At 70.0% G+C, this 23,924-nt stretch carries 18 protein-coding genes; 6 read left to right on the top strand and 12 right to left on the bottom strand.

The annotated features are described in order from the left end of the window. The first annotated feature begins 73 nt into the window (after nucleotides 1-73). On the top strand, nucleotides 74-1,270 hold the full coding sequence (locus ACQ86G_RS09880) for a GGDEF domain-containing protein (protein ID WP_431260402.1): 1,197 nt from the start codon (nucleotides 74-76) through the stop codon (nucleotides 1,268-1,270). Between the two features lie 116 nt (nucleotides 1,271-1,386). On the opposite strand, the gene ACQ86G_RS09885 is transcribed toward ACQ86G_RS09880, so the two are convergent. Further along, nucleotides 1,387-1,992 (bottom strand): YdeI/OmpD-associated family protein, encoded by a 606-nt coding sequence (locus tag ACQ86G_RS09885; RefSeq protein ID WP_431260403.1) that lies wholly within the window; start codon nucleotides 1,990-1,992, stop codon nucleotides 1,387-1,389. Between the two features lie 58 nt (nucleotides 1,993-2,050). Between ACQ86G_RS09885 and ACQ86G_RS09890 the strand changes: the two genes are divergently transcribed. Further along, nucleotides 2,051-3,166 (top strand): calcium:proton antiporter, encoded by a 1,116-nt coding sequence (locus ACQ86G_RS09890; protein WP_431260404.1) that lies wholly within the window; start codon nucleotides 2,051-2,053, stop codon nucleotides 3,164-3,166. Nucleotides 3,167-3,291: 125 nt separating this feature from the next. On the opposite strand, the gene ACQ86G_RS09895 is transcribed toward ACQ86G_RS09890, so the two are convergent. From ACQ86G_RS09895 to ACQ86G_RS09940, 10 genes are all read right to left on the bottom strand, one after another. Beyond that, complete coding sequence (locus ACQ86G_RS09895) at nucleotides 3,292-3,720, bottom strand: TOBE domain-containing protein (RefSeq protein WP_431260405.1); 429 nt, start codon at nucleotides 3,718-3,720, stop codon at nucleotides 3,292-3,294. A 4-nt stretch (nucleotides 3,721-3,724) separates the two neighbouring features. After that, nucleotides 3,725-4,261, bottom strand: a complete 537-nt coding sequence (locus tag ACQ86G_RS09900) for a nitrogen fixation protein NifQ (protein WP_431260406.1) — start codon at nucleotides 4,259-4,261, stop codon at nucleotides 3,725-3,727. Continuing rightward, a complete protein-coding gene (locus ACQ86G_RS09905) occupies nucleotides 4,228-4,764 on the bottom strand; it encodes a molybdopterin-dependent oxidoreductase (protein ID WP_431260407.1) in 537 nt (178 codons plus the stop codon). Before ACQ86G_RS09905 ends, ACQ86G_RS09900 begins: the two co-directional genes overlap by 34 nt. Before the next feature lie 84 nt (nucleotides 4,765-4,848). Then, a complete protein-coding gene (locus ACQ86G_RS09910) occupies nucleotides 4,849-6,105 on the bottom strand; it encodes a serine hydrolase domain-containing protein (protein ID WP_431260408.1) in 1,257 nt (418 codons plus the stop codon). Continuing rightward, nucleotides 6,102-7,652 carry a methyl-accepting chemotaxis protein gene (locus tag ACQ86G_RS09915; protein WP_431260409.1) on the bottom strand — a complete coding sequence of 517 codons (1,551 nt, stop codon included), beginning with the start codon at nucleotides 7,650-7,652 and terminating at the stop codon, nucleotides 6,102-6,104. Before ACQ86G_RS09915 ends, ACQ86G_RS09910 begins: the two co-directional genes overlap by 4 nt. Nucleotides 7,653-7,851: 199 nt before the next feature. Next, the gene (locus ACQ86G_RS09920; RefSeq protein WP_431260410.1) at nucleotides 7,852-9,396 is read right to left on the bottom strand and encodes a methyl-accepting chemotaxis protein; all 1,545 of its coding nucleotides are present in this window, start codon (nucleotides 9,394-9,396) and stop codon (nucleotides 7,852-7,854) included. A 196-nt stretch (nucleotides 9,397-9,592) separates the two neighbouring features. Then, nucleotides 9,593-12,892, bottom strand: a complete 3,300-nt coding sequence (icmF, locus tag ACQ86G_RS09925; RefSeq protein WP_431260411.1) for a fused isobutyryl-CoA mutase/GTPase IcmF — start codon at nucleotides 12,890-12,892, stop codon at nucleotides 9,593-9,595. 156 nt (nucleotides 12,893-13,048) lie between these two features. Next, complete coding sequence (locus ACQ86G_RS09930) at nucleotides 13,049-14,059, bottom strand: PEP-CTERM sorting domain-containing protein (protein WP_431260412.1); 1,011 nt, start codon at nucleotides 14,057-14,059, stop codon at nucleotides 13,049-13,051. Next, on the bottom strand, nucleotides 14,056-15,057 hold the full coding sequence (locus tag ACQ86G_RS09935) for a PEP-CTERM sorting domain-containing protein (protein WP_431260413.1): 1,002 nt from the start codon (nucleotides 15,055-15,057) through the stop codon (nucleotides 14,056-14,058). Before ACQ86G_RS09935 ends, ACQ86G_RS09930 begins: the two co-directional genes overlap by 4 nt. Then, the gene (locus tag ACQ86G_RS09940) at nucleotides 14,954-18,199 is read right to left on the bottom strand and encodes a PEP-CTERM sorting domain-containing protein (RefSeq protein WP_431260414.1); all 3,246 of its coding nucleotides are present in this window, start codon (nucleotides 18,197-18,199) and stop codon (nucleotides 14,954-14,956) included. Before ACQ86G_RS09940 ends, ACQ86G_RS09935 begins: the two co-directional genes overlap by 104 nt. Nucleotides 18,200-18,485: 286 nt before the next feature. Between ACQ86G_RS09940 and ACQ86G_RS09945 the strand changes: the two genes are divergently transcribed. The 4 genes from ACQ86G_RS09945 (at nucleotide 18,486) to ACQ86G_RS09960 (ending at nucleotide 22,429) form a co-directional block, all read left to right on the top strand. Next, nucleotides 18,486-19,055, top strand: a complete 570-nt coding sequence (locus tag ACQ86G_RS09945) for an ANTAR domain-containing response regulator (RefSeq protein ID WP_431260415.1) — start codon at nucleotides 18,486-18,488, stop codon at nucleotides 19,053-19,055. 342 nt (nucleotides 19,056-19,397) lie between these two features. Continuing rightward, the gene (locus ACQ86G_RS09950) at nucleotides 19,398-20,621 is read left to right on the top strand and encodes a CmpA/NrtA family ABC transporter substrate-binding protein (protein WP_431260416.1); all 1,224 of its coding nucleotides are present in this window, start codon (nucleotides 19,398-19,400) and stop codon (nucleotides 20,619-20,621) included. A 44-nt stretch (nucleotides 20,622-20,665) separates the two neighbouring features. Further along, nucleotides 20,666-21,586 (top strand): nitrate ABC transporter permease, encoded by a 921-nt coding sequence (gene ntrB / locus ACQ86G_RS09955; protein ID WP_431260417.1) that lies wholly within the window; start codon nucleotides 20,666-20,668, stop codon nucleotides 21,584-21,586. A gap of 39 nt (nucleotides 21,587-21,625) precedes the next feature. Continuing rightward, nucleotides 21,626-22,429, top strand: a complete 804-nt coding sequence (locus ACQ86G_RS09960; protein WP_431260418.1) for an ABC transporter ATP-binding protein — start codon at nucleotides 21,626-21,628, stop codon at nucleotides 22,427-22,429. 7 nt (nucleotides 22,430-22,436) lie between these two features. On the opposite strand, the gene ACQ86G_RS09965 is transcribed toward ACQ86G_RS09960, so the two are convergent. Next, nucleotides 22,437-23,894: a type IV pili methyl-accepting chemotaxis transducer N-terminal domain-containing protein gene (locus ACQ86G_RS09965; protein WP_431260419.1), complete on the bottom strand. Its 1,458-nt coding sequence runs from the start codon at nucleotides 23,892-23,894 to the stop codon at nucleotides 22,437-22,439. Nucleotides 23,895-23,924 lie beyond the last annotated feature (30 nt).

Below are 23,924 nucleotides of genomic sequence, written 5' to 3' on the forward strand. Positions count from 1 at the left end.
TGACGCGTCGGTAACCGGCAACGCCCGCGATGTAGGGGGCAACGGCGGGGCGTCGTCACTACACTCCTGCGTCATGGCGTCCATCCACATCCCCACGCTGATGTTGGCGCTGCTGAGCGGTTTCGCGATGCTCGGCGTGCAGCTGTGGGCGGCGCAGCGCAGCCGGTTGCATTACCTGGACCTCGGCGTGTGGACCTGGGGCTCGTGGACGCTGCTGTTCGGCTTCGTGGGGCTGGCGTCGCGCCTGGTGCTGCCGTTGTGGATCTCCGCGCTGGTCGGCAACGGGCTGATCGCCCTGGGCCTCGTGTTCTACAACGAGGCGATCCACCGGCATGTGCTGGGACGTTCGCTGCCGCGATGGATGTGGTGGGGCGGACCGGCGGTGGCCTGGGGGCTGACCGCGTGGATGCTGGCGTGGCCGCTGGCGCTGCGCACCAGCGCGATCTCGCTGGTCTTCGCGGTGCTGCTGCTGCCGGCGATCTTCGTGCTGCTGGGGCCGGGGTGGCGCGGTGAGGCCTCGCTGCGCGCCGTCGGCGTCACGCTGGTGGCCGCCGCCGCGAGCCTGCTGCTGCGCAGCGTGCATGCGCTGACGAATCCGGACGAGTACCTCGACCTGATGCAGGGCAGCCTCGGCCAGGGCCTGACCTTCCTGTTCAGCTTCATCTGCCTGATCGGCGCCGGCTTCGGCTTCGTGCTCGCCAACTTCGAGCGCATCGCGAGGCGCATGGAGGAGGTGGCCTCGACGGACGGCCTCACCGGCTGCCTGAACCGGATGACCGCCGACGCGCTGCTGCGGCATGAGCTGGAGCGCGGCCGGCGCGAAGGCACGCCGCTGGCCTTCGTGCTGCTGGACCTGGACCACTTCAAGGACGTCAACGACTGCCACGGGCATCACGCCGGGGACGACGCGCTGCGCGCGTTCGCGGCCGAGGTGCGGGCGCGGCTGCGCGCGTCGGATGTCGTGGGGCGCTGGGGCGGCGAGGAATTCGGACTCGTCCTGCCGGCGACCGACGGCGCGGGTGCGATGAGCCTGGTCGAGCAGATCCGGGAGGCGGTGGCCACGCTGCAGCTGTGCGACGGCGACGGCCGGGCCTTCACGCTGACGGTGTCCGCCGGCATCGCGGTGGTGGAGCCGGGTAGCGCGCTGACCGCCGATCAGCTGTTCATGCGCGCCGACCGCGCGCTGTATCGCGCCAAGGACGGCGGCCGCAACAACGTGCAGGTGCACGACAGCAACTGGGAGCTGGGGACGGAGTCTCCCGTCGCCTGAGTCCGTCGCCTGAAGCCTCGCCGTCACCTCGCCGTCACCTCGCCGTCACGCCAGCGTCGCTCCACCGCCATTCCGCCGCCATTCCGCCGCCATCCCGGGCACCCCCTGCGAGCGCCTCAGCAGTTCTCGTATTTCCAGTTCCGCCGCTTGCCTTCGGCGATCCATTCGACGGCCTGCGCCAGGCGTCGCGCGCGGGTCTCCGGCTTCTTCGCCTCGACGATCCAGTCGATGTACTCGCGCTGCTGTCCAGGCGGGAAGGACGAGAAGTGCCGGAGCGCGGCGTCGTCGGCCCGGAGCGCGGCGGCGAGATCCTCCGGGATCTCCGGAGGCGGTCTGGGTGCTGCCGCGCGCGCGGCACGGGCCTTCACGCCGTCCTCGATCAACTGCATCGCGCGCTTGAGGATGGCCTTCTGCTCGGCCTTGGACGGCAGGTCCTTGATCGCGGTCAGCTTGCCGAAGTCGCCCATCGCGCCGCCCTTGGCGTGGTCGGCGCCGACGGCCGCCTCGCCGTGCCAGAAGCCGATCGAGCAGTGCGCCTTGAAGGCGGCCATGCCGGTCAGGATCTTGTCGCGGTAGGTGAAGTTCGGGAAGCCCCACTTGATCGTCTCGACGACGTCGGGGCAGTGCGCATGCACGGTCGCGCGCCAGTGGCGCAGCAGGTCCTGCGCGAACGGGGCGGCGCGCTCGATGTAGGCATCGACGCGGGGATCGAGGGTCGGCATGGTGCGCCGAGCGTAGCGCGTCCGAGGCCCTTGGACCATCGTGGTCTATGCTCGGCCCATGCATGTGAAGCGCTCCAACTCCCTCCTTGCCCGTCTGCCGGCGGCCCTGCCCCTTTGGTCGCTGGCCGCGCCGCTGGCCGCGATCCTCGCGCTGGTGGGCCTGACGGCCGGCGCCAATTCGACACTGGTGCTGGGCGTGGTGAGCGTGCTGCTGATCGCCGCGGTGCTTGCCGCGGTGCATCACGCCGAGGTCGTCGCGCACCGCGTGGGCGAGCCCTACGGCTCGCTGGTGCTGGCGGTCGCGGTGACCATCATCGAGGTGGCGCTGATCGTGTCGCTGATGCTGGCCGGCGGCGAGTCGACCAACGCGCTGGCGCGAGACACGGTGTTCTCCGCGATCATGATCGTCTGCAACGGCGTGCTGGGGCTGTGCATCCTGGTCGGCGGCTGGAAGCATCAGGAGCTGGCCTTCCGCGTCGAGGGCACGAGCCCGACGCTGGCCGTGCTGGCCGCACTGTCGGTGCTGACGCTGGTGCTGCCGGCGTTCACGACGAGCTCGGCCGGTCCGACGTTCACGACCACGCAGCTGCTGTTCGCCGGCGGCGTGTCGCTGGTGCTCTACGGGGCCTTCGTGTTCGTGCAGGCGGTGCGGCACCGCGACTATTTCCTGCCGGTGGCCGGCGTCGACGACCAGGACACGCACGCCGCGCCGCCGAGCTGGCGCGTGGCCGGCACCAGCCTGGCGCTGCTGCTGGTGTGCCTGGTCGGCGTGGTCGGCTTGGCGAAGCTGCTGGCGCCGACCATCGAGCGCGGCGTGCAGGCGATCGGCGCGCCGCCGTCGCTGGTCGGTGTGATCGTGGCGATGCTGGTGCTGCTGCCGGAGACGGTCGCGGCGGTGCGCGCGGCGCTGCACAACCGGCTGCAGACCAGCCTGAATCTGGCGCTGGGCTCGGGCCTGGCGAGCATCGGCCTGACGATCCCGACGGTGGCGGTGCTGTCGCCGCTGTTCCCGCACTCGCTGGTGCTGGGGCTGACGCCGCTGAGCATGGTCCTGCTGTTCCTGACCTTCATCGTCGGCGGCCTGACGCTGGGCGGCGGCCGCGCGACGGTGCTGCAGGGCGCCGTCCATATGGTCGTGTTCGTGGTCTTCCTGTTCCTCGCAGTGTTCCCCTGACCGCGCAGAGGCCGGAAGGCGCTGCCGACAGGCGCGGCGCGATGGAATGACAAGAGCCGCCCGAGGGCGGCTCTTTCGCTTGTGGCGCGGAGCGGCGTGGCGTTCCGTCGCCGGTCCGTGCAGGGTCAGTCGTCGACGCCGACGATCACGCTGGACGCCTTGAAGATCGCGGTCGCCTCGGTGCCGGCAGCGAGCGCCAGTCCGGTCGCGCTGTCGTTGGTGACGACGGCCACCAGTGCCTGACCGCCGGAGAGTTCCAGGACGACCTCGCTGTTGACGGCACCGGTTGCCACGGACCGCACGCGGCCCTGGAACTGGTTGCGCGCGGAGAAGCGCGCGTTGCCGACGTCGGTGAGCAGCACGACCGACGGCGCCTTGACCAGCGCGAACGCGTGGCGGCCGAGCTTCAGCCCGAGTTCGTTGCGGCTTTCGCGCGTGACGGTGGCGACGATGCGCAGGCCCGCGGCGGTCTCGATCTCGATCTCGTCGTTGATGCTGCCGTCGCGCACCGCGGCGACGGTGCCTTCGAAGAAGTTGCGGGCGCTGGCTTTCATGCGGTCAATCTCCCTGGGCGATGAGTGGAGGCAGGGTCACGGTGGTCTGCGCCGGCGCCGCATCGGCGCCCATGCAGACCGCGAAGTCGCCGCAATCATCGCACTTGGGCGGACGCAGGCCGGGACGGCCGAGCGCATCGCCGAGGCTCAGGAACAGGTGGCGTTTCCAGCGCAGGTTCCGGACGTTGCCGTCGTGCAGGGCCGGGAAGGCGAGCTGCATCAGTCGCGAGACCTGGGCCCGTTCCTGGAGACCGAGGTCCTGCCACAGGTGATGGCTGCCCATGCAGGCGCTGGCGAGCCAGCCGGACAGGCGCGCATGCGACGAGTCCCGGGCCGCCCGGTGCTCGAGCAGGAAGCGATAGAGCGGCCCCGTGAGCGCGGCGGGGTCGGGCGCGTTCGGCGGGAAATCGCCGGCGTCGGTCCGCGACTGGACGTGGTGGCCGACGGTCGCGAACAGCGACCGGTCCGCCGCGTCCCAGTGGCGCGGCGCGTCGGACAGCAGCCGCGTCAGAGCGGCTTGATCTCGATCTTGTTCAGCCATTTGACGTGACGCGGTCCGCTGCGCAGGTCGCGGCCGGAGACGAGCGCGATGCGGCCTTCGCCGTCATCGAGCGCCTGTCCGTCGCGTTCGAAGATCACCAGCACGCCGGCGCCGACGTCGGTGTTGGTCAGCTCCGGCCAGGAGAACACGACCTTGTAGCCGTCGCTCGCGGTCGCGAGCACGGCCATGGACTTCCACTCGTGGCGATCCTTGCTGACGACGCCGGCCCGCTCCAGCACGGCGGCGAGTCGGACGCCGCGCACGGTGGTGGATTGCTCGCGGCCCTCGACCTCCTTCTTCAGCGTGAAGGTCCCGATCTGGTCCGCCGGGAAGGCGCGCAGGTCGTCGACGGTGAGCGTCAGCGGTGACCGCACGGCGCCGCCGACCTGGACTTGGTCGGTCACGGGCCCGGCGGCCAGGGCTGCCGACGCCATCGTGGACATCAGTGCAACGGCCACGCACGCCGCCATCGCGGCGCGGCGGGTGACAAGACGAATCGGCATCGGCACTCCGTGATCCGGACGCGCGGACTGCGCGTCGATGGCGAAATATATCGCTGGATATGACGTGCGTTGAATCCGTCCCGTTCAGTGCGGCCACGTCGCGGCCTTCCCGCCGTACTCCCAGCCGAAGGGCACACTGGTCTCGCCGAGCAGGCGGCGCACGATCGCCGGGTAGAGCCGCTCGGCCGCCACGTCGTTGGACAGCAGCACGACGCAGGCACCGCGTCGTTGGACACACACCATCGTGTTGCCCGTCTGGTCGTCGTGGCCGCCCTTGAAATAGCCAGGCCCCTGCGGGCCGTCGAAGACGACGACCCCCAGACCCGCCGCGAGGTCCGCCCGGCGTTGCGCCGCGGGCAACTCCGGTTGCAGCGTCGGGAACTGCGACGCGGTCGTGATCGGCGCCTGGGGGCGCGTCATCTCCGCGCGGCTCTTCGGCGACAGGCCGTCGCCGTGCGCGAGCCCCGCCGCGAAGCGCGCGAAGTCGTCGATCGTCGTGTCCATCGACCCCGCGGCCCGGACGCGGCTGCGTTCGTCGTGCGGGACCCAGCGACGTGCCTCGGTCACGCCGTCCGCCAGGTTGGCCGCGAAGTCCGCGCGCCATGTCATCGCCGTCATCGTCATGCCGAACCGGTCGAAGACGCGTCGCTGCATCTCCCGGCCGAGGTCCAGCTTCAGCCGCCCCTGCTCGAGCACGAACTGCAGCAGGATCAGGCCCTCGCCGGAATACGCGTAGCGGCTGCCGGGATCGACGTGGAAACGCAGCTTGCCGTCCGGCTCCAGGAAGGCGAAGTTGCCGAAGCCGCCGCGATGCGACAGCAGCAGGCGCGGCGTCAGCGCCCGCCAGCGGTCGTCGCCGCGCAGGTCCTGCCAGGGGCCGTAGCGGGCATCCTTCGGATAGTCCGGCAGCGGCCGGTCCAGCAAGGTCGCGATGGACGCGTCCAGATCGATCAGTCCTTCGTCGACCAGCTGCATCACCGTGTAGGCGAACACGGTCTTGGTCAGCGACGCGCCATACATCACTGTGCCGGTCTGGAGCGCCTGTCCGTCCGCGTTGCGGTGGCCATAGCTGCGCACCGCGCGTACCCGGTCGAAGTCGATGAACGCCAGCGCCAGTCCCTTGATCTCGCCCGAAGCGATCGCGGGGACGATCAGGGCTTCCGCCGAGGCCAGGCGCTGCTCGCGTTCACGATCCAGGTCGGCCTCGTACCGGGCATACCGCTTCCAGGGCTGTTCTCCGCAGCCTTGCAGCGCGGAGAGAGTCAGCAGGAGCAGCGCGGCACTGGCCGCCGCGCGTCGCCACCGCGACACGCGTTCGACACCGGCGCCGCGCGGCGTCACGCCGCCAGCCGGAAGGTGCTCACCAGCGCGGTGAGCTGCTCCGCCTGCGATCGCAGGCTGCCCGCCGCCGCGGCCGATTCCTCGACCAGCGCCGCGTTCTGCTGCGTCATCTCGTCGAGCCGCTGCACGGCGACATTGACCTGGCCGATGCCGTCCTTCTGCTCGGCCGCCGCCGTCGCGATCTCGCCGACGATGTCGGCCACGCGGCGCACGCCCTGGACGATCTCGCCCATCGCCGCGCCCGCGTTCTGCGCCAGCCGCGTGCCGGTGTCCACGCGCGACACGCTCTCGCCGATCAGCGCCTTGATCTCCTTGGCCGCGCCCGCCGAGCGCTGCGCCAGCGCCCGCACTTCGCCGGCGACGACCGCGAAGCCGCGGCCCTGCTCACCGGCGCGCGCCGCCTCGACCGCCGCGTTCAGCGCCAGGATGTTGGTCTGGAACGCGATGCCGTCGATGACGCCGATGATGTCGTTGATGCGGCGCGAGCTCGACTCGATCTGCTGCATCACGGCGACCACCTCGCCCACGACGTCGCCGCCCTTGGACGCCGACACCCGCGTCGCGCTCACCAGGTCGTTGGCCTGCTGCGCCGAGCTCGCCGTGTTGGCGACCGTGCCGGTCAGCTGTTCCATCGAGGACGCCGTCTCCTGCAGGTTGGAGGCCGTGGCCTCGGTGCGCGCCGACAGGTCCTCGTTGCCGGTCGCGATCTCGCGTGTCGCGACGTTGATCGTCTCTGTGCCGTCCCGCACCTGGCGCACCATGCGTCGCAGGGAATCCTGCATCGCGCTCAGCTCGCGCAGCAGGACGCCGATCTCGTCGCTGCGGTCGACGACGATGTCCTGGCTCAGGTCGCCGCTGGCGATCGTCTGCGCCACCGCGCCGGCGCGCACCATCGGTGCCCGCACCGAGTGCGTGATGCGCCACGCGATGAAGATCCCCATCACCACGGCGATCGCTGTCAGCGCCAGCATCAACGTTGCCGCCTGCGCGGCCTGCTCGCGCTGCTGCGCCGCGAAGGTCTCGGTGTCGTCGGAGATCAGCGAAACCAGTTTCTCGACCGACGCCAGGTAGTTGGAGGCCGCCGGGATCAGCGTCTGGTCGACCTGACGCGCGCCGGATTCCGCATCCGCCTTGATCGCTGCCATCACGCCCTTGCGGATGTCGACGTAGCGCTGACGCGCCTCCGCGATCACCGGCAGCTGCGCCTTCTGCTCGGAGTCGTCGATCGCCTTGTCGAGCTCGGCCTGCAGCTGGTTGATGCGCTCCGTGGTCCGGGTCATCTCGCCGGACAGGAAACTGCCGAGCCCCTCGTGACCGCCGGACTTGGCCATCGCCATCACGCGGTTGAGGTTGAGCTCGGTCGCGGCGCGCCAGTTCGTGGCCATCAGCCGGCGCTGCTCGAGCGTGTGCAGCTGGTCGCTGAGCCGCACCATCTCGCGCAGCTTGAACACGCCCACGCCGGTCATCAGGGCCGCCATCGCGAGTACCGCCGCGAAGCCGACTTGCAACAAGGTCGTGATCTTCATCCGGCTCAGTGCCTGCAGCATGGCGTACTCCGATATCGATGGTGCAATCGATTATGGGAGTGCCCCGCGGGGCGGCAACACGGGGGTGAACCCGGGTCCCTCGTCCGAGGGGCCGATGGAATGAGGAATCGCGCCCGTTCCGCGACCTATCTCACGCGCGGTGCCGGGTCATGCGTGGCGCGGACACCGACACGACACAGACCGTTCCGTGCGCGACGCTTCACGCGAGCCGGAATACCCGCACCAGCTCCGCGAGTTCCTTGGCCTGCTGCTGCAGGCTGTCGGCCGCCGCGCTGCTTTCCTCGACCAGCGCGGCGTTCTGCTGCGTGACCTGGTCGAGTTGCGTGACCGCATGGCCGATCTGCTGGATGCCGCGCGACTGCTCGCTGCTCGCGGACGCGATCTCGCCGATGAGCACGCTGACCTGGCGCACCTGGTCGACGATGCCCTGCATCGCCGTCCCGGCGTCGTCGGCGAGTCCCGAGCCCGACTGCACCTGCTCGACGCTGCGGCCGATCAGCGCCTTGATCTCGCGCGCGGCCTGCGCCGAACGCTGCGCCAGCGCGCGCACCTCCGACGCGACCACCGCGAAGCCCTTGCCCTGCTCGCCGGCGCGTGCCGCCTCGACCGCCGCGTTCAGCGCCAGGATGTTGGTCTGGAACGCGATGCTGTCGATGACGCCGATGATGTCGGCGATCTGCCTGGACGAGGTGCTGATGTCCTGCATCGTCCGCACGACCTGCTGGACGACGCCGCCGCCCTGGCCGGCGGCCTCGGCGGCGCGCGTCGCCAGCGCATCGGCCTGGCCCGCGGTCGACGCGTTGTTCTGCACCGTGCTCGACAGCTCCTCCATCGACGCGGCCGTCTGCTGCAGGTTGCTCGCCTGTTCCTCGGTCCGCTGGCTCAGGTCGAGGCTGCCGGTGGCGATCTCGCTGGAACCGGTGGCGATGCTCTCGCTGCTGTTGCGCACGCGGCTGACGATGTCGCGCAGCGAGCCCGCCATCGCGCCGAGCGCCGCGATCAACCGCGCCGCCTCGTCCTGGCCGGGCGTCGCATCGCGGCTGCGCAGGTCGCCCTGCGCGACGGCCTCGGCGAAGTGGACCGCCTCCTGCATCGGCGCCGTGATCGAGCGCGTCGTGAAGACGCCCGCGCCCAGCGCGATCAGCACCGCCGCGAGCGCGGCCGCCAGGCTCCAGGCGCGCACCGAGGCGGCGGTCGATTCGGCGGCGTGGAAGGATTCGGCGCCGACGCGCACCTGCAGCGCCAGCAGGGCGTCGATCGCCGTCTTGGCCTGCGCGCCCAGCGTCGCGATGCGGTCGCCGTAGATCGCCTGCGCCCTGGCCACGTCGCCGGCCTTCACCGCATCGCGTGCCGGCAGCAGCCCTTGACGGACGTAGTTGCCGCGGACCTCGGCGAAGGCGGTGGCCAGCTGCTTCTCCTCGTCGGTGAGGTAGGTGGACATGTAGTCCTTCCACAGCGCGGTGATCGTCGCCACGTTGGCCTGCAGCTGCGCGTCGAGGGTCGACAGCTGGCCCGGGTCGCGGATCATCTCCGACACCAGGATGCGGTTGCGCAGCATCAGGCTGTCGATGTCGCCGATCTGCTTGAGCGGGATGGTCCTGTCCTCGTAGATCGTCTGGAGGTCGGCGAAGACCCGGCCGCTGCCCCGGATGCCGAGCGCCGAGACGGCGAGGATCAGCAGCAGCATCAGGCCGAAGGCCAGTGACAGGCGTTTGCCGGTGGTGAAACGACGCAGGAAGGTCATGGCGGTCTCCAACGGATCTTGTGAACGACGATGCCAGAACCGATTGCACGATATGTGCCAGCGGGAGGGAAGCCCCGCACTCCCGGTGACCGGATCCGCGTCCACCGTGATCCGTGTCACGACGGGGTGCCACGCCGCGCTCCGCGGGCGCTTCACGATGCGAGGCGACGCGCCGTGATGCGCCCGCCCGCCGGACTCACATGCTGCGCCGGTACTGCCCGCCGACCTCGAACAGCGCCGAGGTGATCTGTCCGAGCGAGCACACCCGTACGGCGTCCATCAGCACGTCGAAGACGTTGCCGTTGTCGATGACCGCCTGCTGCAGCCGCTTCAGCATCGCCGGCGCCTCGCCGGCATGGCGCGCGTGGAAATCGCCCAGGCGGGTCAGCTGGCCCTGCTTCTCGTCCTCGGTGGAACGCGCCAGCTCGATGTGCTCGGGCGTCGGGTCGCCATGCGGGTTGCGGAAGGTGTTCACGCCGATGATGGGGTACTCGCCGGTGTGCTTCAGCATCTCGTAGTGCATCGACTCTTCCTGGATCTTGCCGCGCTGGTAGCCCGTCTCCATCGCGCCCAGGACGCCGCCGCGTTCGGCGATGCGCTCGAACTCCGTGAGCACCGCCTCCTCGACCAGCTCGGTGAGCTCGTCGATGATGAACGCGCCCTGGCTGGGGTTCTCGTTCTTCGCCAGGCCCCACTCGCGGTTGATCACCAGCTGGATCGCCATCGCGCGGCGCACCGATTCCTCGGTCGGCGTGGTGATCGCCTCGTCGTAGGCGTTGGTGTGCAGCGAGTTGCAGTTGTCGTAGATCGCGATCAGCGCCTGCAGCGTGGTGCGGATGTCGTTGAAGGCGATCTCCTGCGCATGCAGCGAGCGGCCCGAGGTCTGGATGTGGTACTTCAGCTTCTGGCTGCGCTCGTTGGCGCCGTACTTGTCGCGCATCGCCACGGCCCAGATGCGGCGCGCGACGCGGCCCAGCACGGTGTACTCCGGGTCCATGCCGTTGCTGAAGAAGAAACTCAGGTTGGGCGCGAAGTCGTCGATGTGCATCCCGCGTGCGAGGTAGGCCTCGACGAAGGTGAAGCCGTTGGACAGCGTGAACGCCAGCTGCGAGATCGGGTTCGCGCCCGCCTCGGCGATGTGATAGCCGCTGATCGACACCGAGTAGAAGTTGCGCACGTCGTGGTTGACGAAGTACTGCGCGATGTCGCCCATCACCTTGAGCGAGAACTCGGTCGAGAAGATGCAGGTGTTCTGGCCCTGGTCCTCCTTGAGGATGTCGGCCTGCACCGTGCCGCGCACGTTGGCCAGCACCCAGGCGCGGATCTTGGCGGCCTCGTCGGCGGTCGGGTCGCGGCCGTTGTCGGCCTGGAACTTCGCCAGCTGCTGGTCGATCGCGGTGTTCATGAACATCGCCAGGATCGACGGCGCCGGGCCGTTGATCGTCATCGACACCGAGGTCGTCGGGTTGCAGAGGTCGAAGCCGTCGTACAGGACCTTCATGTCGTCCAGCGTCGCGATGCTGACGCCGGAGTTGCCGACCTTGCCGTAGATGTCGGGCCGCGGCGCCGGATCGGCGCCGTAGAGCGTGACCGAGTCGAAGGCCGTCGACAGCCGCTTGGCCGGCAGTCCTTCGGACACCAGCTTGAAGCGCCGGTTGGTGCGGAAGGCGTCGCCCTCGCCGGCGAACATGCGGGTCGGGTCCTCGCCCTCGCGCTTGAACGCGAACACGCCGGCCGTGTACGGGAAGCTGCCCGGCACGTTCTCCAGCATCAGCCACTTCAGCAGTTCGCCCTGGTCCTCGTACGGCGGCAGCACGACCTTGCGGATCTTGGTGCCCGACAGAGACGTCGACACCAGCGCGGTGCGGATCTCCTTGTCGCGGATCTTCACGACGTACTCGTCGCCGGCGTAGGCCTGCTGCATGTCGGGCCACTGCGCGAGCAGCTGTCGCGCGTCGGCGTCGAGCCTGGCCTGGCGCGACGCGGCGAGCGCTTCCAGCGCGGACAGCGACGCGGCGTGCGTCGTGGCGTCGGTCTGCCCGAGCATTGCGACGCTGGCGGTCAGCTGCTGGATCTCGCGGGCCAGGCGCGCCTGCGCGCGGGCCCGCTTCTTGTACGAGCGCACCGTGTCGCCGATCTCGGCGAGGTAGCGCGAGCGCGCCGGCGGCACGATGGGCGTCTGGTGCGTGCTGAAGCGCGTGGCGGCGACCGGCAGGCGGCCCGCGCCGTCCCGCAGCGGCAGGCCGAGTTCGGCCAGTCGCGGCTTCAGCGCCTGGTAGAGCGCGGTGACGCCGTCGTCGTTGAATCGGCTGGCCATGGTGCCGAAGACCGGCATCTCGTCGGCCTTCTTGCCCCAGGCTTCCTTGTTGCGCTGCACCTGCTTGGCGACGTCGCGCCACGCGTCGGCCGCGCCCTTGCGGTCGAACTTGTTGATGGCGACGAACTCGGCGAAGTCCAGCATGTCGATCTTCTCGAGCTGGCTGGCGGCGCCGAACTCCGGCGTCATCACGTACATCGGCACGTCGACGTGCGGCACGATCGCCGCGTCGCCCTGGCCGATGCCGGAGGTCTCGACGATGACGAGGTCGAAGCCGGCGACCTTGGCCGCGGCGATCACGTCGGGCAGCGCCTGCGAGATCTCGGAGCCGAAGTCGCGCGTCGCCAGCGAGCGCATGTAGACGCGCTGTCCCGCGGCCCACGGCGCGATCGCGTTCATGCGGATGCGGTCGCCGAGCAGCGCGCCGCCGCTCTTGCGGCGCGACGGGTCGATCGAGATCACGGCGATGCGCAGCGCGTCGTCCTGATCCAGGCGCAGGCGGCGGATCAGTTCATCGGTCAGCGAGGACTTGCCCGCGCCGCCGGTGCCGGTGATGCCCAGCACGGGCGTCCGAAGGCCCTTGGCGGCGTCGCGCAGCGCCTGCGTGAAGGCAGCATCGGCGCGGCCGTTCTCCAGCGCGGTGACCGCCTGCGCGAGCGCGCGCCACGCGCCTTCCGAATGGCCTTGCAGCGCGGCCACGGCCTTGGGCGCGGCGGCGCTGAGGTCCTGGTCGCAACGCATGACCATCTCGCCGATCATGCCCATCAGGCCCATGCGCTGGCCGTCCTCGGGGCTGAAGATGCGCACGCCCTGGTCGGCCAGGTCGCGGATCTCGGCCGGCACGATCACGCCGCCGCCGCCGCCGAAGACCTGGATCTTGTCGCCGCCGCGCTGGCGCAGCAGCTCCACCATGTACTTGAAGTATTCGACGTGGCCGCCCTGGTACGAGCTGACCGCGATCCCCTGCGCGTCTTCCTGGAGCGCGGCGGTGACGACCTCGTCCACCGAGCGGTTGTGGCCCAGGTGGATGACCTCCGCGCCCATGCTCTGCAGGATGCGCCGCATGATGTTGATCGCCGCGTCGTGCCCGTCGAACAGGCTGGCGGCGGTCACGAAGCGGACCTTCTGGGTGGGGCGGTACTCGGCCAGGGCCTTGTACTCGGCGGACATCTCGGTCATGACGTTGTCTCCGGCTGGGGGCGCGGTCGCCTGCGGGGGATGAGGATGGTCCCGCCGCGGCGCCTGTCGTGGATCGACCCCTTCTGAGGGTCGATGTTGCCCGCCGATTCTAGATTCCGGTTGACGTTTACGTAAACGAGAGTTGGCCGCAGTTGTTCACCCGCGAAGGGCGGGTAATCCCTGTCCTGCCGACGAGGATCGGCCACGCGCGCATCCCAGCGCGAGCAGCGCCAGCCCGGCGGCCATCAGGGCCCAGGTGCCGGGCTCGGGCACCACGGCGACGGCCAGCGAATCGACGTAGTTGATGCCGACGTCGTTGAAGGCGGTGACGCCCGCCACCGGCCGGCCCTGCGCGTCGGTGACGCCGACGATGCCGTCCCAGCTGAAGCTGTGGGAGAAATCGGTCAGCCCGGCGGCCCATGCGGTGATGCGGGAATCCGGGTCGGTCAGGCCGACGACGGCGCCCGCGTAGAGCGAGCTGCGCCAGCTGATGTCGATCGCTTCGCCGAAGGTGACGGGCACGGTGTAGGTGAAGGTGCCGACGCCCTCGCCCAGGGTGAAGCGACTGCGCTCGCCGGTGGTGAAGTAATTGACCTCGTTGCTGTCGAAACGGAATGGCGACTCGCCGGGCGCTCTCAGCGACAGGCTCGTCTGCCAGCCGCTCTCCGCAGCGTAGACGCCGCCAGGTCCCTCCAGGGTGGAGGCGTAGCCGTCCGGCCAGCGCACGCCGTCGACGACGATGCGGAAGGTCATCGCGCCGGCGCTCCCGGACACGCAGGCGGGGCAGGTGAGCGCGAAGCGATCGCTCCATTCGGCAGCGACGAAGGAGGAGCCGAAGGCGACGCCGTTGCCGTCGCGGCTGTCGAGGAAGGCGCTGGACTGCGCGCTCAGGCGCGCATTGCCGTAGGTGACGTCGACGCGGGCCTGCGACTGCGCGAGGCTGCTGTGACCGGGCGCCTCGCCGGAGGCCGCGGTGACGATGCGCGCGGTGAGCGGCGATTCGGCGTAGCGGTCTTCCAGCTTGCGTTCGTCCTGCTCGGAGCTCGTGCGGCTGATGCTGTTGCCCCGCGTCACGAAGTTCGCCCCCTGGGCGTCGATGAACACGCCGCCCAGCAGGGCGGCGATCGCGGCCTGCGCCAGGAGCCCGGAGGCGCCTGCGGGCCTCATGCGATGTCCTCCGGCGACCGGCGGGCGCGCCGATGGGCGATGGCACCGAAGACGCAGAAGCCCAGCGCCATCAGCGCCCAGCTGCCGGGTTCGGGCACGGCCGCCGCCGCGGCTGCGGCGAACGAATACCGGTAGTCGATGCCCGCGGCGTTCAGCGCGGTGAATTCGCGCAACGGCGCGCCGTTCGAGTCGACCACGCCGTCGAGGCCGTCCCAGAACGTGGAGCGGGAGAAGTCCGTGGTTGACATCGCCCAACCGTCGACCGAAGGCTGGCCCTGTGCCGACACGGCGGCCATCACGCCGGCGCTGCTCTGCAGCTGGAGGTGGATGGGCTGGCCGAAGATGAAGAACACCGTCATGTAGCGATAGCCCGGGCCGAACGACGCATCGCCGAAGGTCTCGGTGTAGTCGTTGTAGAGGATGTCCATCCGCTGCCCGCCCTCGAACACGCGGCCGGGATTGTTCGGCGGGAAAGGCTCGCCGTGGGGCCAGTCCGGCGGTGGCGTGTCCCAGGGCACGCCTTCGGCTTCGATGCTGACCCCGGCGCCGCGGTCGACGTAACCGGCATGGAGCGCGTCGGGGCTGTCGACACCGCCGGCCAGGTGCGTGACGCCGTCGATGTAGACCCGCGCCGAGAAGTAGCCGAGCGTCCCGGCCACGCAGCCGTCGCAGTCGATCACGAAGCTGTCGCGGCTGACGGCCGACGACGTGCCCCAGGCCTCGGCCGCCTGATCGGGGCGGCTGGTCGCCAGATGACTCGCGCCCTGCGCGAAGGCCTGGGCGTAGCCGTAGCCGGCGCGTCCCCAGGTCGACAACTGCACGCTGCCCGCGAGGTCGGCGGTCTGCGCCATCTGCGTCAGCGCGCCGTCGACGCGCACGTTGCGCAGGCTGCCTTCACGTGTCTGCGTCAGCGTCTCGCCCGCCAGCGAGGTGGTGAGCGTCTGGCTGGTGAGGAACTCCGGCGCCTGCGCTTGCGCCAGCACCGGTGTCGAAGCCAAGGCGCCGACGGACAGGGCGGCCGTGGTCAGTGCCCCGCGCGCGCCGGCGCAGACGACAACCCAACAGCGCCAATCCCGTCGCCATCAGCGCCCAGGTGCCGGGCTCCGGCACGACCGCCGCCGTGGCGAACGACCGCGCGTAGTCGATGCCTGTCGCGTTCAAGGCGGTGAAACCGTTGACCACGTTGCCCTGCGCGTCGAACACGCTGGTGATGCCGTCCCAGTACATGCTGCGCGTCGCGTCGGTCTCCATCGCGCCGTGTCCGCTGAAGGACGTGCTGTTCTCGCCGGTGTAGACGCCGCCGAGCACCCGCGCGCTCAAGCTCATGTCGAGCCGGATCGGCTCGCCGAACACGAACTGGATCGACAGCTCCTGCAGGCCGGCCGAGACGCGGGGACTCTCTTCGATGCCGGGGACGTCGTTGTGCAGCGTCTCCAGGCGGTAGTACTGGAACCCCAGCTGGCCGGGATTCGGAGGGCCGGGCACGTCGGGCGGCGACGGGTTGGGGACGCCCTGCGCGGTGATCCCGAACCCGGTCCACCAGTCGGTGTCCGCGAGATAGCCGCCGGTCGACGTCGGCGGTTGACCCAGTCCGCCCTCGCGCGCGGTGGCGGCGTCGAAGAAGACGCGGAAGTTCATCGAGCCGACGGTCCCCGCCGCACACGTGCCGCACTGGATGATGAAGCTGTCGATCACCGTCGCGGTGATGCCGCCGAACACATAGGTGCTCTGGTCCGGCGCCTGGGCCGTGAGCGCCGTCGAGCCCTTGGCGAAGGCCTGCAGGTGACCGTAGCGCGCGGCGCCCCAGCCTTCGATGCGCGCATCGGAGAACAACGACGCGTCGCTGAAGCCGATCGCGTCGTTGAAACGGCGCACCTCGCCGGCCGTCGTGAAGGCGAGGCGCTGCTCCATCTTGCTGGTCGCGCCGGGCGCGACCAGCTGGTAGTCGTAGTCCACCTCGAAGGGCGGTGGGGACTGTGCCTGGGCAGGGCTGCCGACGCCCAGACCTGTCAGTCCGCCGCAGGCCGCGAGCAGCGCGGCGAAGCGGGTCGCCGGCCGGATCGGCGATGTCGCGCCGATGTGTCGCGGGTGCCCTCGCCGGGCGATCAGCCCCAGCACCACCAGACCGGCCACCATCAACGCCCAGGTCCCGGACTCCGGCACCACCGCCGCCGCGGTGGCGAACGAGCGCGCGTAATCGAGCCCCGCGGCATTGAGCGCGGTGAAGTCGCTGACGATGTTGCCCTGTGCGTCGACCAGCAAGGGGATGCCGTCCCAGTAGAGACTGCGGATCGCCGTCTCCATGCGGCCGTAGCCGCTGAACGGCGCGTTGCTGTCGCCGATGTAGGCCGCGCCCAGCACGGACGCGCTCAGGCTCATGTCGAGGCGGATCGGCTCGCCGAAGACGAACTCGATCCAGGGGTTGAAGTCGACGGCCGACGAGCGGTCGCTCGATTCGATCCCGGCGACGTCGTTGTGCAGCGTCTCGTTTCTGAGGAAGTTGCGCCAGTAGAAGCCGGGATTCGGATCGATCCAGCCGCCGGGCTGGGGCGGCGGATCGGGCACGCCGGCGGCGGTGAGTACGGTGCTGCTCCACCAGGCGGTGTCCGCCATGAAGCCGCCTTGCGCCATCGGCTGGCCGAGTCCGCCGGTCCGGGTCAAGGCGACGTCGCCGCCGAACTGGAAATACATCCTGCCCGTCGTGCCGGGCGCGCAGGTGCCGCACTGGATGACGAAGCTGTCGGTCATCGAGCTCGTGACCGTCAGCTGCGCGTAGCTGTTCCGGCCGCCGGTCTGCGTCTCGAGCGAGGTCGAGCCCTGGGCATGGGCCTGCAGACGGCCGTACTGCGCCGCGCCCCAGCCGGCGACGCTCGCGTCCGAGCTCAGGGCGCCGTCGCTGAAGCCGATCGCGGCGTCGAAGCGGCGCGCCTCATCGAGGGCAGTCGCACCGCCGCCCTGGCCGGTGCGCGAGCTCGTGCCCGCCGCCTCCAGGCTGTAGCTGGCGGTCACCCCGAAGGAGGGCGAGGACGACTCCTGGGCGACGCTGGCGCCCGCCAGGCCCAGTCCCGCGCCGACGACCGCGACCGTTGCCGCGAGCCGCCGCGTCGGGCCGCCGCGTCGCGTGTGCCGATGTCGCGCGATCAGCCCCAGCGCCGCGATGCCGGCCGCCATCAGGGCCCAGGTCCCGGGCTCCGGCACCACCGCGGCGTTGGCGAAGGACTGCGCGTAGTCGACGCCCACGCTGTTCAGCGCGGTGAAGCCGTTCACCAGGTTGCCGTCGGCATCGGTGACTGCGGAGATGCCGTCCCAGTAGAAGCTGTTGGAGAAGGCGGCATGGCCCATCGCGCTCAGAAAGCCGACGGCGCTGCCCTCGGGACGCAGGTCCGCCGAGGCGTCGGTGGTCGCCTGCCAGTTCATGTGGATGGGCGTTCCGAACTCGAATTCGAGTTGGTAGTCGTAGATCCCCATGCCCCCGCGCGATCCGCCGGCCACGACGCGGTCCTCGACCATTGCCAGGTAGTCGTAGGCGTACAGCGACAGCGTGCCGGGGCCGGGGAACTCCATGGCGACGCCCTCGGCACGCATCGAGAGGTTGCTGCTCCAGTAGTACGACCTCGTCCGCAAGGGGCCGGGATCCGGCTGCCCGCCGGTGCCGAACGCGGGGTCGCTCAACCCGACGTCGCCTTCCAGCACGACCCGGAAGCTCATCGTGCCGCGCGTGCCGGCGACGCAAGTCCCGCAGGAGATGATGAAGCTGTCCGTCAACGAGGCGCTGGCGTAGGACTCCGCATGCAGGCCGGGCTGGGCGCCGGAGGTGGAGGTCTGGCTCGTCGCGGCGCGTGACACGAACACGAGGTGACCGTAGCTGGCGCTCGCGTAGCCGACGCCCTCGGCGTTCTGGATCACGCCGGGCACCGCGTCCTGCACGTTGACGTCCGCGCCGGCCCAGACGGGCGAATTGCCCGTGCGCGTGTCGCCGCCCTGCTGGACGTTCTTCGTGGCGGTCTGGCCGGACGCGCTGGCCCCGGCGGTGAACTCGGCGGCGGAGGCGACGCTGGTGCCGAAGGACAGCAGCGACAGCAGCGCGATCAGCGCGACCACTTGAAGGGATGTGGGGACCCGGGGCGGCACACGGCGCATGGCAATCTCCCTGGCGGCGTGGGCGCCGCTCGCCGCGACGGTACGGCGAAGCGCCGGTTTGCGCGGCCCCTTCTTGGCAGGACCCCGGGCACGCCGGTTGCGAAAATCCGGGAGCGTCCCTTGCCCAGCGTGCGGGGGCGTCGATCGACCGACCGGCTCGACCGTCGTCCGGCCTCGGCATGGAACTTGCGCGGCGATCACGGTGAAGCCGCCGCCCGCCCCCGATGCCAGCCCGACGTCCGCGCCCGCCGCGCCGACTGCGCCTCGTGCGCACGCGGGACTTCGCGTGCTGCTCATCGACGACGGCGCGCATCGCGTCGACCTGCTGCGAGACGAGCTGGTACGCCAGGGCTGCGAGGTCGTCGGCGTCATCGAGCAGGCCACGCTGATCCACGACTGCGTGCTGCGCCTGCAGCCCGATGTCGTCATCGTCGACGCCGAGTCGCCCACGCGGGACACGCTGGAGAACCTCGCCACGCTGTCGACGAGGATGCCGCGCCCCGTGGTCATCTTCGCGGAGGACGAGGACCGTGCCCCGATGCGCCGCGCGATCCAGGCCGGTGTCAGCGCCTACGTCGTCGCCGGGCTGCAGACGCAGCGTCTCGCGCCGGTGCTGCACGTGGCGATCGCCCGCTTCGAGCAGGACCTCGCGCTGCGCGAGGAGCTCAGCAAGACGCAGGCGCAACTCGCCTCGCGCAAGCTCGTCGACAAGGCCAAGGGCATCCTGATGCGCGAGCAGGGCCTGGACGAGGACCAGGCCTACCAGCGCCTGCGCAGGCTCGCGATGGACCGCGGCGAGCCGCTCGCGCAGGTCGCCCGGCGCGTGATCGACGCGCACGATCTGCTGCGCGGCTGAACGCCGGCGCGCACCGCAACGGCGCATCGGCGCCGCCAGACAGTGCATGACGGGCTTCCGCGACGGCGGGGGCGGTCGCGACATTCCTCGCGCGTCCCCGGTCCGCCGCCCGCATTCCCCTCTGAAGGCGCTGCTGGACCGTCTTGCGGCCGCGCCGTGGCACGCATCCTGCATTGTTCGAGGCAAGCCCTCGCAACGGCGTGAGGGCCCCTGGAAGATTTGGGCAAAGGCGTCCGATCGGTTCCGCTTCGACGAAGCGGGACGGTCGTGACGCCTTTTTTGTTTTTCCGCTGGAGTTCTTCGTTGGAGATCGGGATGCAACACGGTTCGAAGGAGGGTCTGATGAGCGCTGAGCGTCGCAAGCTGCTCGCCACCGGCGCCGCGCTCGGCGGCCTGTCCGCGCTGCCGGGCGGCGGCGCGTACGCCGCCGGCTCGGACAAGCCGGAGAAGGAGGAAGTCCGCATCGGCTTCATCCCGCTGACCGACTGCGCGTCGGTGGTGATGGCGGCCGCTTTAGGCTTCGACAAGAAGTACGGCATCAAGATCGTCCCCACCAAGGAGGCCTCCTGGGCCGGCGTGCGCGACAAGCTCGTCAACGGCGAGCTCGACATGGCGCACGTGCTCTACGGCCTGATCTACGGCGTGCAGCTGGGCGTGGCGGGTCCGAAGAAGGACATGGCCGTGCTGATGACCCTCAACAACAACGGCCAGGCGATCACGCTGTCCAAGAAGCTGGCGGAGGCGGGCGCGGTGGACGCGGCCTCGCTCGCGAAGGTCATGGGCAAGGACAAGCGCGACTACACCTTCGCGCAGACCTTCCCGACCGGCACGCACGCGATGTGGCTCTACTACTGGCTGGCCGCCGCGGGCGTGAATCCGCTGAAGGACGCCAAGGTCATCACCGTGCCGCCGCCGCAGATGGTGGCCAACATGCGCGTGGGCAACATGGACGGCTTCTGCGTCGGCGAGCCCTGGAACCACCGCGCCATCATCGACGGCATCGGCATCACCGCCGCCACCACGCAGGACATCTGGAAGGACCATCCGGAGAAGGTGCTGGGCACCACCGGCGACTTCGTCAAGAAGTACCCCAACACCGCGCGCGCCGTGATCATGGCGGTGCTCGAGGCCGGCCGCTGGATCGACGCCAGCCTGTCCAACAAGCAGAAGATGGCCGAGACGATCGCCGACAAGGCCTACGTCAACACCAGCGTCGACGCGATCAACCAGCGCATCCTGGGCCGCTACCAGAACGGCCTGGGCAAGACCTGGGACGACCCCAACTACATGAAGTTCTTCAACGACGGCCAGGTCAACTTCCCCTGGCTGTCCGACGGCATGTGGTTCCTGACGCAGCACAAGCGCTGGGGGCTGATCAAGGAGCACCCGGACTACCTCGGCGTCGCGCGGCAGGTGAACCAGGTCGAGCTCTACAAGCAGGCGGCGTCGGCGCTGGGCGTGTCGGTGCCGAAGGAGACGATGCGCTCGACGAAGCTGTTCGACGGCGTCGTCTGGGACGCGAAGGATCCTGCGAAGTACGCCGATTCGTTCAAGGTCCGCGCCTGACGAGATCTCTCCCAGTTCCCTTCTGATCGATGCAGGAGTCCCCCATGGTCAGTGCTGTCTTCCATTCCCCGGGTGACGTGAACGGCGAGCCGGTCACCGTCTCCGTCGCCACGCCCTTGCCGCTGGCGCGCGACGCGGCCAACGAGCCGGTCGCCGCGCCGGTAGTCGCAGCGAAACCGCCGCGCGCGGGCATCGACTGGCGCGCCGTGTGGATGCGCGTGCTGCCGCCGGTATGCGGCCTGGGCCTGCTGTGGTTGGTCTGGCAGGTCGCGACGATGAAGGGCGGGGCCTTCCCGACACCGGGCGCGACCTGGGACGCGGCGGTGAAGCTGTTCGCCGACCCGTTCTATCGCAACGGCCCCAACGACCAGGGCATCGGCTGGAACATCCTGAACTCGCTGCAGCGGGTGGCGCTGGGCTTCGGTCTGGCGGCGGCGGTGGGCATCCCGCTGGGTTTCATCATCGGCCGCTTCGAATTCGTGAGCCGCATGCTGTCGCCGCTGATCAGCCTGCTCAAGCCGGTGTCGCCGCTGGCGTGGCTGCCGATCGGGCTGCTGGTGTTCAAGAGCGCCAATCCGGCGGCGATCTGGACCATCTTCATCTGCTCGATCTGGCCGATGGTCGTCAACACCGCGGTCGGCGTGCAGCGCGTGCCGCAGGACTACCTGAACGTCGCCCGCGTGCTGCGCCTGTCCGAATGGAAGCTGGTGACGCGCATCCTGTTTCCCGCCGTGCTGCCCTACATGCTGACCGGCGTGCGGCTGTCCGTGGGCACGGCCTGGCTGGTGATCGTCGCGGCCGAGATGCTGACCGGCGGCGTCGGCATCGGCTTCTGGGTCTGGGACGAGTGGAACAACCTCAACGTGCAGCACATCATCATCGCGATCTTCGTGATCGGGATCGTGGGCTTGTTGCTGGAGTGGTTCCTGATGAGCCTCGCCAAGCGCTTCTCGTTTGATGACTGACGAGCGACCGTCCGCCACCCGCATCACCAGGAGATTCCGATGAGCACCCCCTTCATCCGCGTGCAGCAGGCCGAGATGGTCTTCGCGAGCCGCAAGGGCCGCTTCCATGCGCTGCGCGAGATCGATCTCGACATCGCCAAGGGCGAGTTCGTGACGCTGATCGGCCATTCAGGCTGCGGCAAGTCGACGCTGCTGAACCTGATCGCCGGCCTGCTGCGGCCCACCGACGGCGGTCTGCTGTGCGACGGCCGCGAGATCGCCGGCCCGGGGCCGGAGCGCGCGGTCGTGTTCCAGAACCATTCGCTGCTGCCGTGGCTGACCTGCTTCGACAACGTGCTGCTGGCGGTGGAGTCGGTGTTCGGCGGCCGCGAACTGCGACCGCGCCTGATGGCGCGCACCGAGGAGGCGCTGCACCTGGTCGGCATGGACCACGCGATGTTCAAGCGGCCGCATGAGATCTCCGGCGGGATGAAGCAGCGCGTCGGCATCGCGCGGGCGCTGGCGATGGAGCCGAAGGTGCTGCTGATGGATGAGCCCTTCGGCGCGCTGGATGCGCTGACGCGGGCGCATCTGCAGGACGAGTTGCTGAAGATCGTCGCGGCGACGCACAGCACGGTGGTGATGGTGACGCACGACGTGGACGAGGCGGTGCTGCTGTCCGACCGCATCGTGATGATGACCAACGGCCCGGCCGCGACGATCGGGGAGATCCTGCCCGTCACGCTGTCGCGTCCGCGTGATCGCGTGGCGCTGGCTGAGGATCCGACCTATGTGCATGCGCGCAAGGCGGTGATCGACTTCCTCTACACGCGGCATCGGCACGTGGAGTCGCGGGCCGCCTGAGCGTCGATCAGCCGAGGATGATCTGCAGGCTCTGCTGGTAGTGACCCGTGAGCCACTCCAGCCGATCGAGCATCACCTCGCTGCTGCGGGCGAGCCCTTCGGCCGCCTCGCGGCCGTGGGTGAAGCGCACGCTGCGCATCAGCCGCAACCATTCGGCGCCCACTTCGGCGAGCAGCGCGCGGATCGCGTCGCTCGACAGCGGCGAAGACTCCAGCTCCGCGAGGCCCGCGGCAAAGCGATCCAGGCTGTCGAGCAGCACGACCGGATCGCGACCCGGCAGCAGGTCCGCGAGCAGGGCCTCCTTCGCCAGTTGCTGGCTCAGCATGCGCTGCCGTCCGCAGACGTTGACGACGTGCAACGGCTTGCCGCCGCCCGAGCTCGCGAGCGCCGTCGCCAGCGCATCGGAGTGCGTCAGGAGATCCTGCGCGGCCGCATCGGCGGCGGCGAGCGCTTCGGTCGCGGGCTTGCCGACCAGCAAGGGCTCCAGCCGATGCCAGGCGTCGACCACGGGATCGACGAGATGGACCGGTGTTCCGGTCGACGGCGGCAGGCCCGCCACCAGCGCCGGCAGCCGCGCCAGGTTCGCAGTCACGCGCGCGCAGGACTCGTCCTGCAACGCCTTCGCGCGTTTGACCTCGATGCCTGCGGCGCGCTGCGCCATCAGCTTCACCAGGCGCTGGCTGAGCATGCGCTGCTGGCCGGCGAGGTTCACCGCTTCGGCCAGCTGCGCCGACTGCACGACCGATCGCGCCACCTCACCCAGTCGCAGATGCGCGTGCATGGCCGCGTCTCGCAGCAGGCGGAAGGCGCCGTCTTCATCGAGATCGCGGGCCGACATCAGCAGCCCCTTCGCGCGATCGGTCCACTTGCGATCGTCCAACTGGGCCCGCAGCGACGAGAAGCGGGTGAATGACCCCATCGCCCAGCGCAACTGGCGACGCAGCGCGGAGGGCTCCGGCATCGATTCGAGGAGCACCTGCACGCCGAGGGCCATCGCGCGCGGCTGGAAGTCGACGGGCAGTCGAAACGCATCCGGGGCGATGCACACGCCCGGCAGGTTCAGCCCGGCGGATTCGAGCGCGTCCAGCCAGCCCGCGGCGTCGGGCGCGGTGCCGCCGAGGTCGAGCACGAATGCGTCCACGTCCCGTTCCTGTGCGGCGCGCACCAAGCTGTCGCGTTCCGGCTGGTGCACGGCTGCCGCAATCCAGTGCACGGCGGGGGCGTCGGTCAATGCGACGGCGCCCAGCAGCAGCACGCGGCGCGGCGATGTCGCGTCGTCATCGGGATCGGAACCGGGCGGTGCGTGGGCGTCGGACATGGCCTCGGGCAGGGGCTGGAACCAGGGCGTGACAGAGGAGGGCGGCGGCGAACGACGGATTTGCGTCGCAACGCCGGCGAAGCGCCGCAGCATAAGCCTGCAGCGGTCCGGCGTTGAGGAAATCCCGACCGCGGTGGTCGCTGGCATGCGACTTGCGACGTCCCCGGCGTGGCGCAA

The organism is Roseateles chitinivorans (assembly GCF_050632145.1).
In the GTDB taxonomy this organism is placed as follows: domain Bacteria; phylum Pseudomonadota; class Gammaproteobacteria; order Burkholderiales; family Burkholderiaceae_C; genus Roseateles; species Roseateles chitinivorans_B.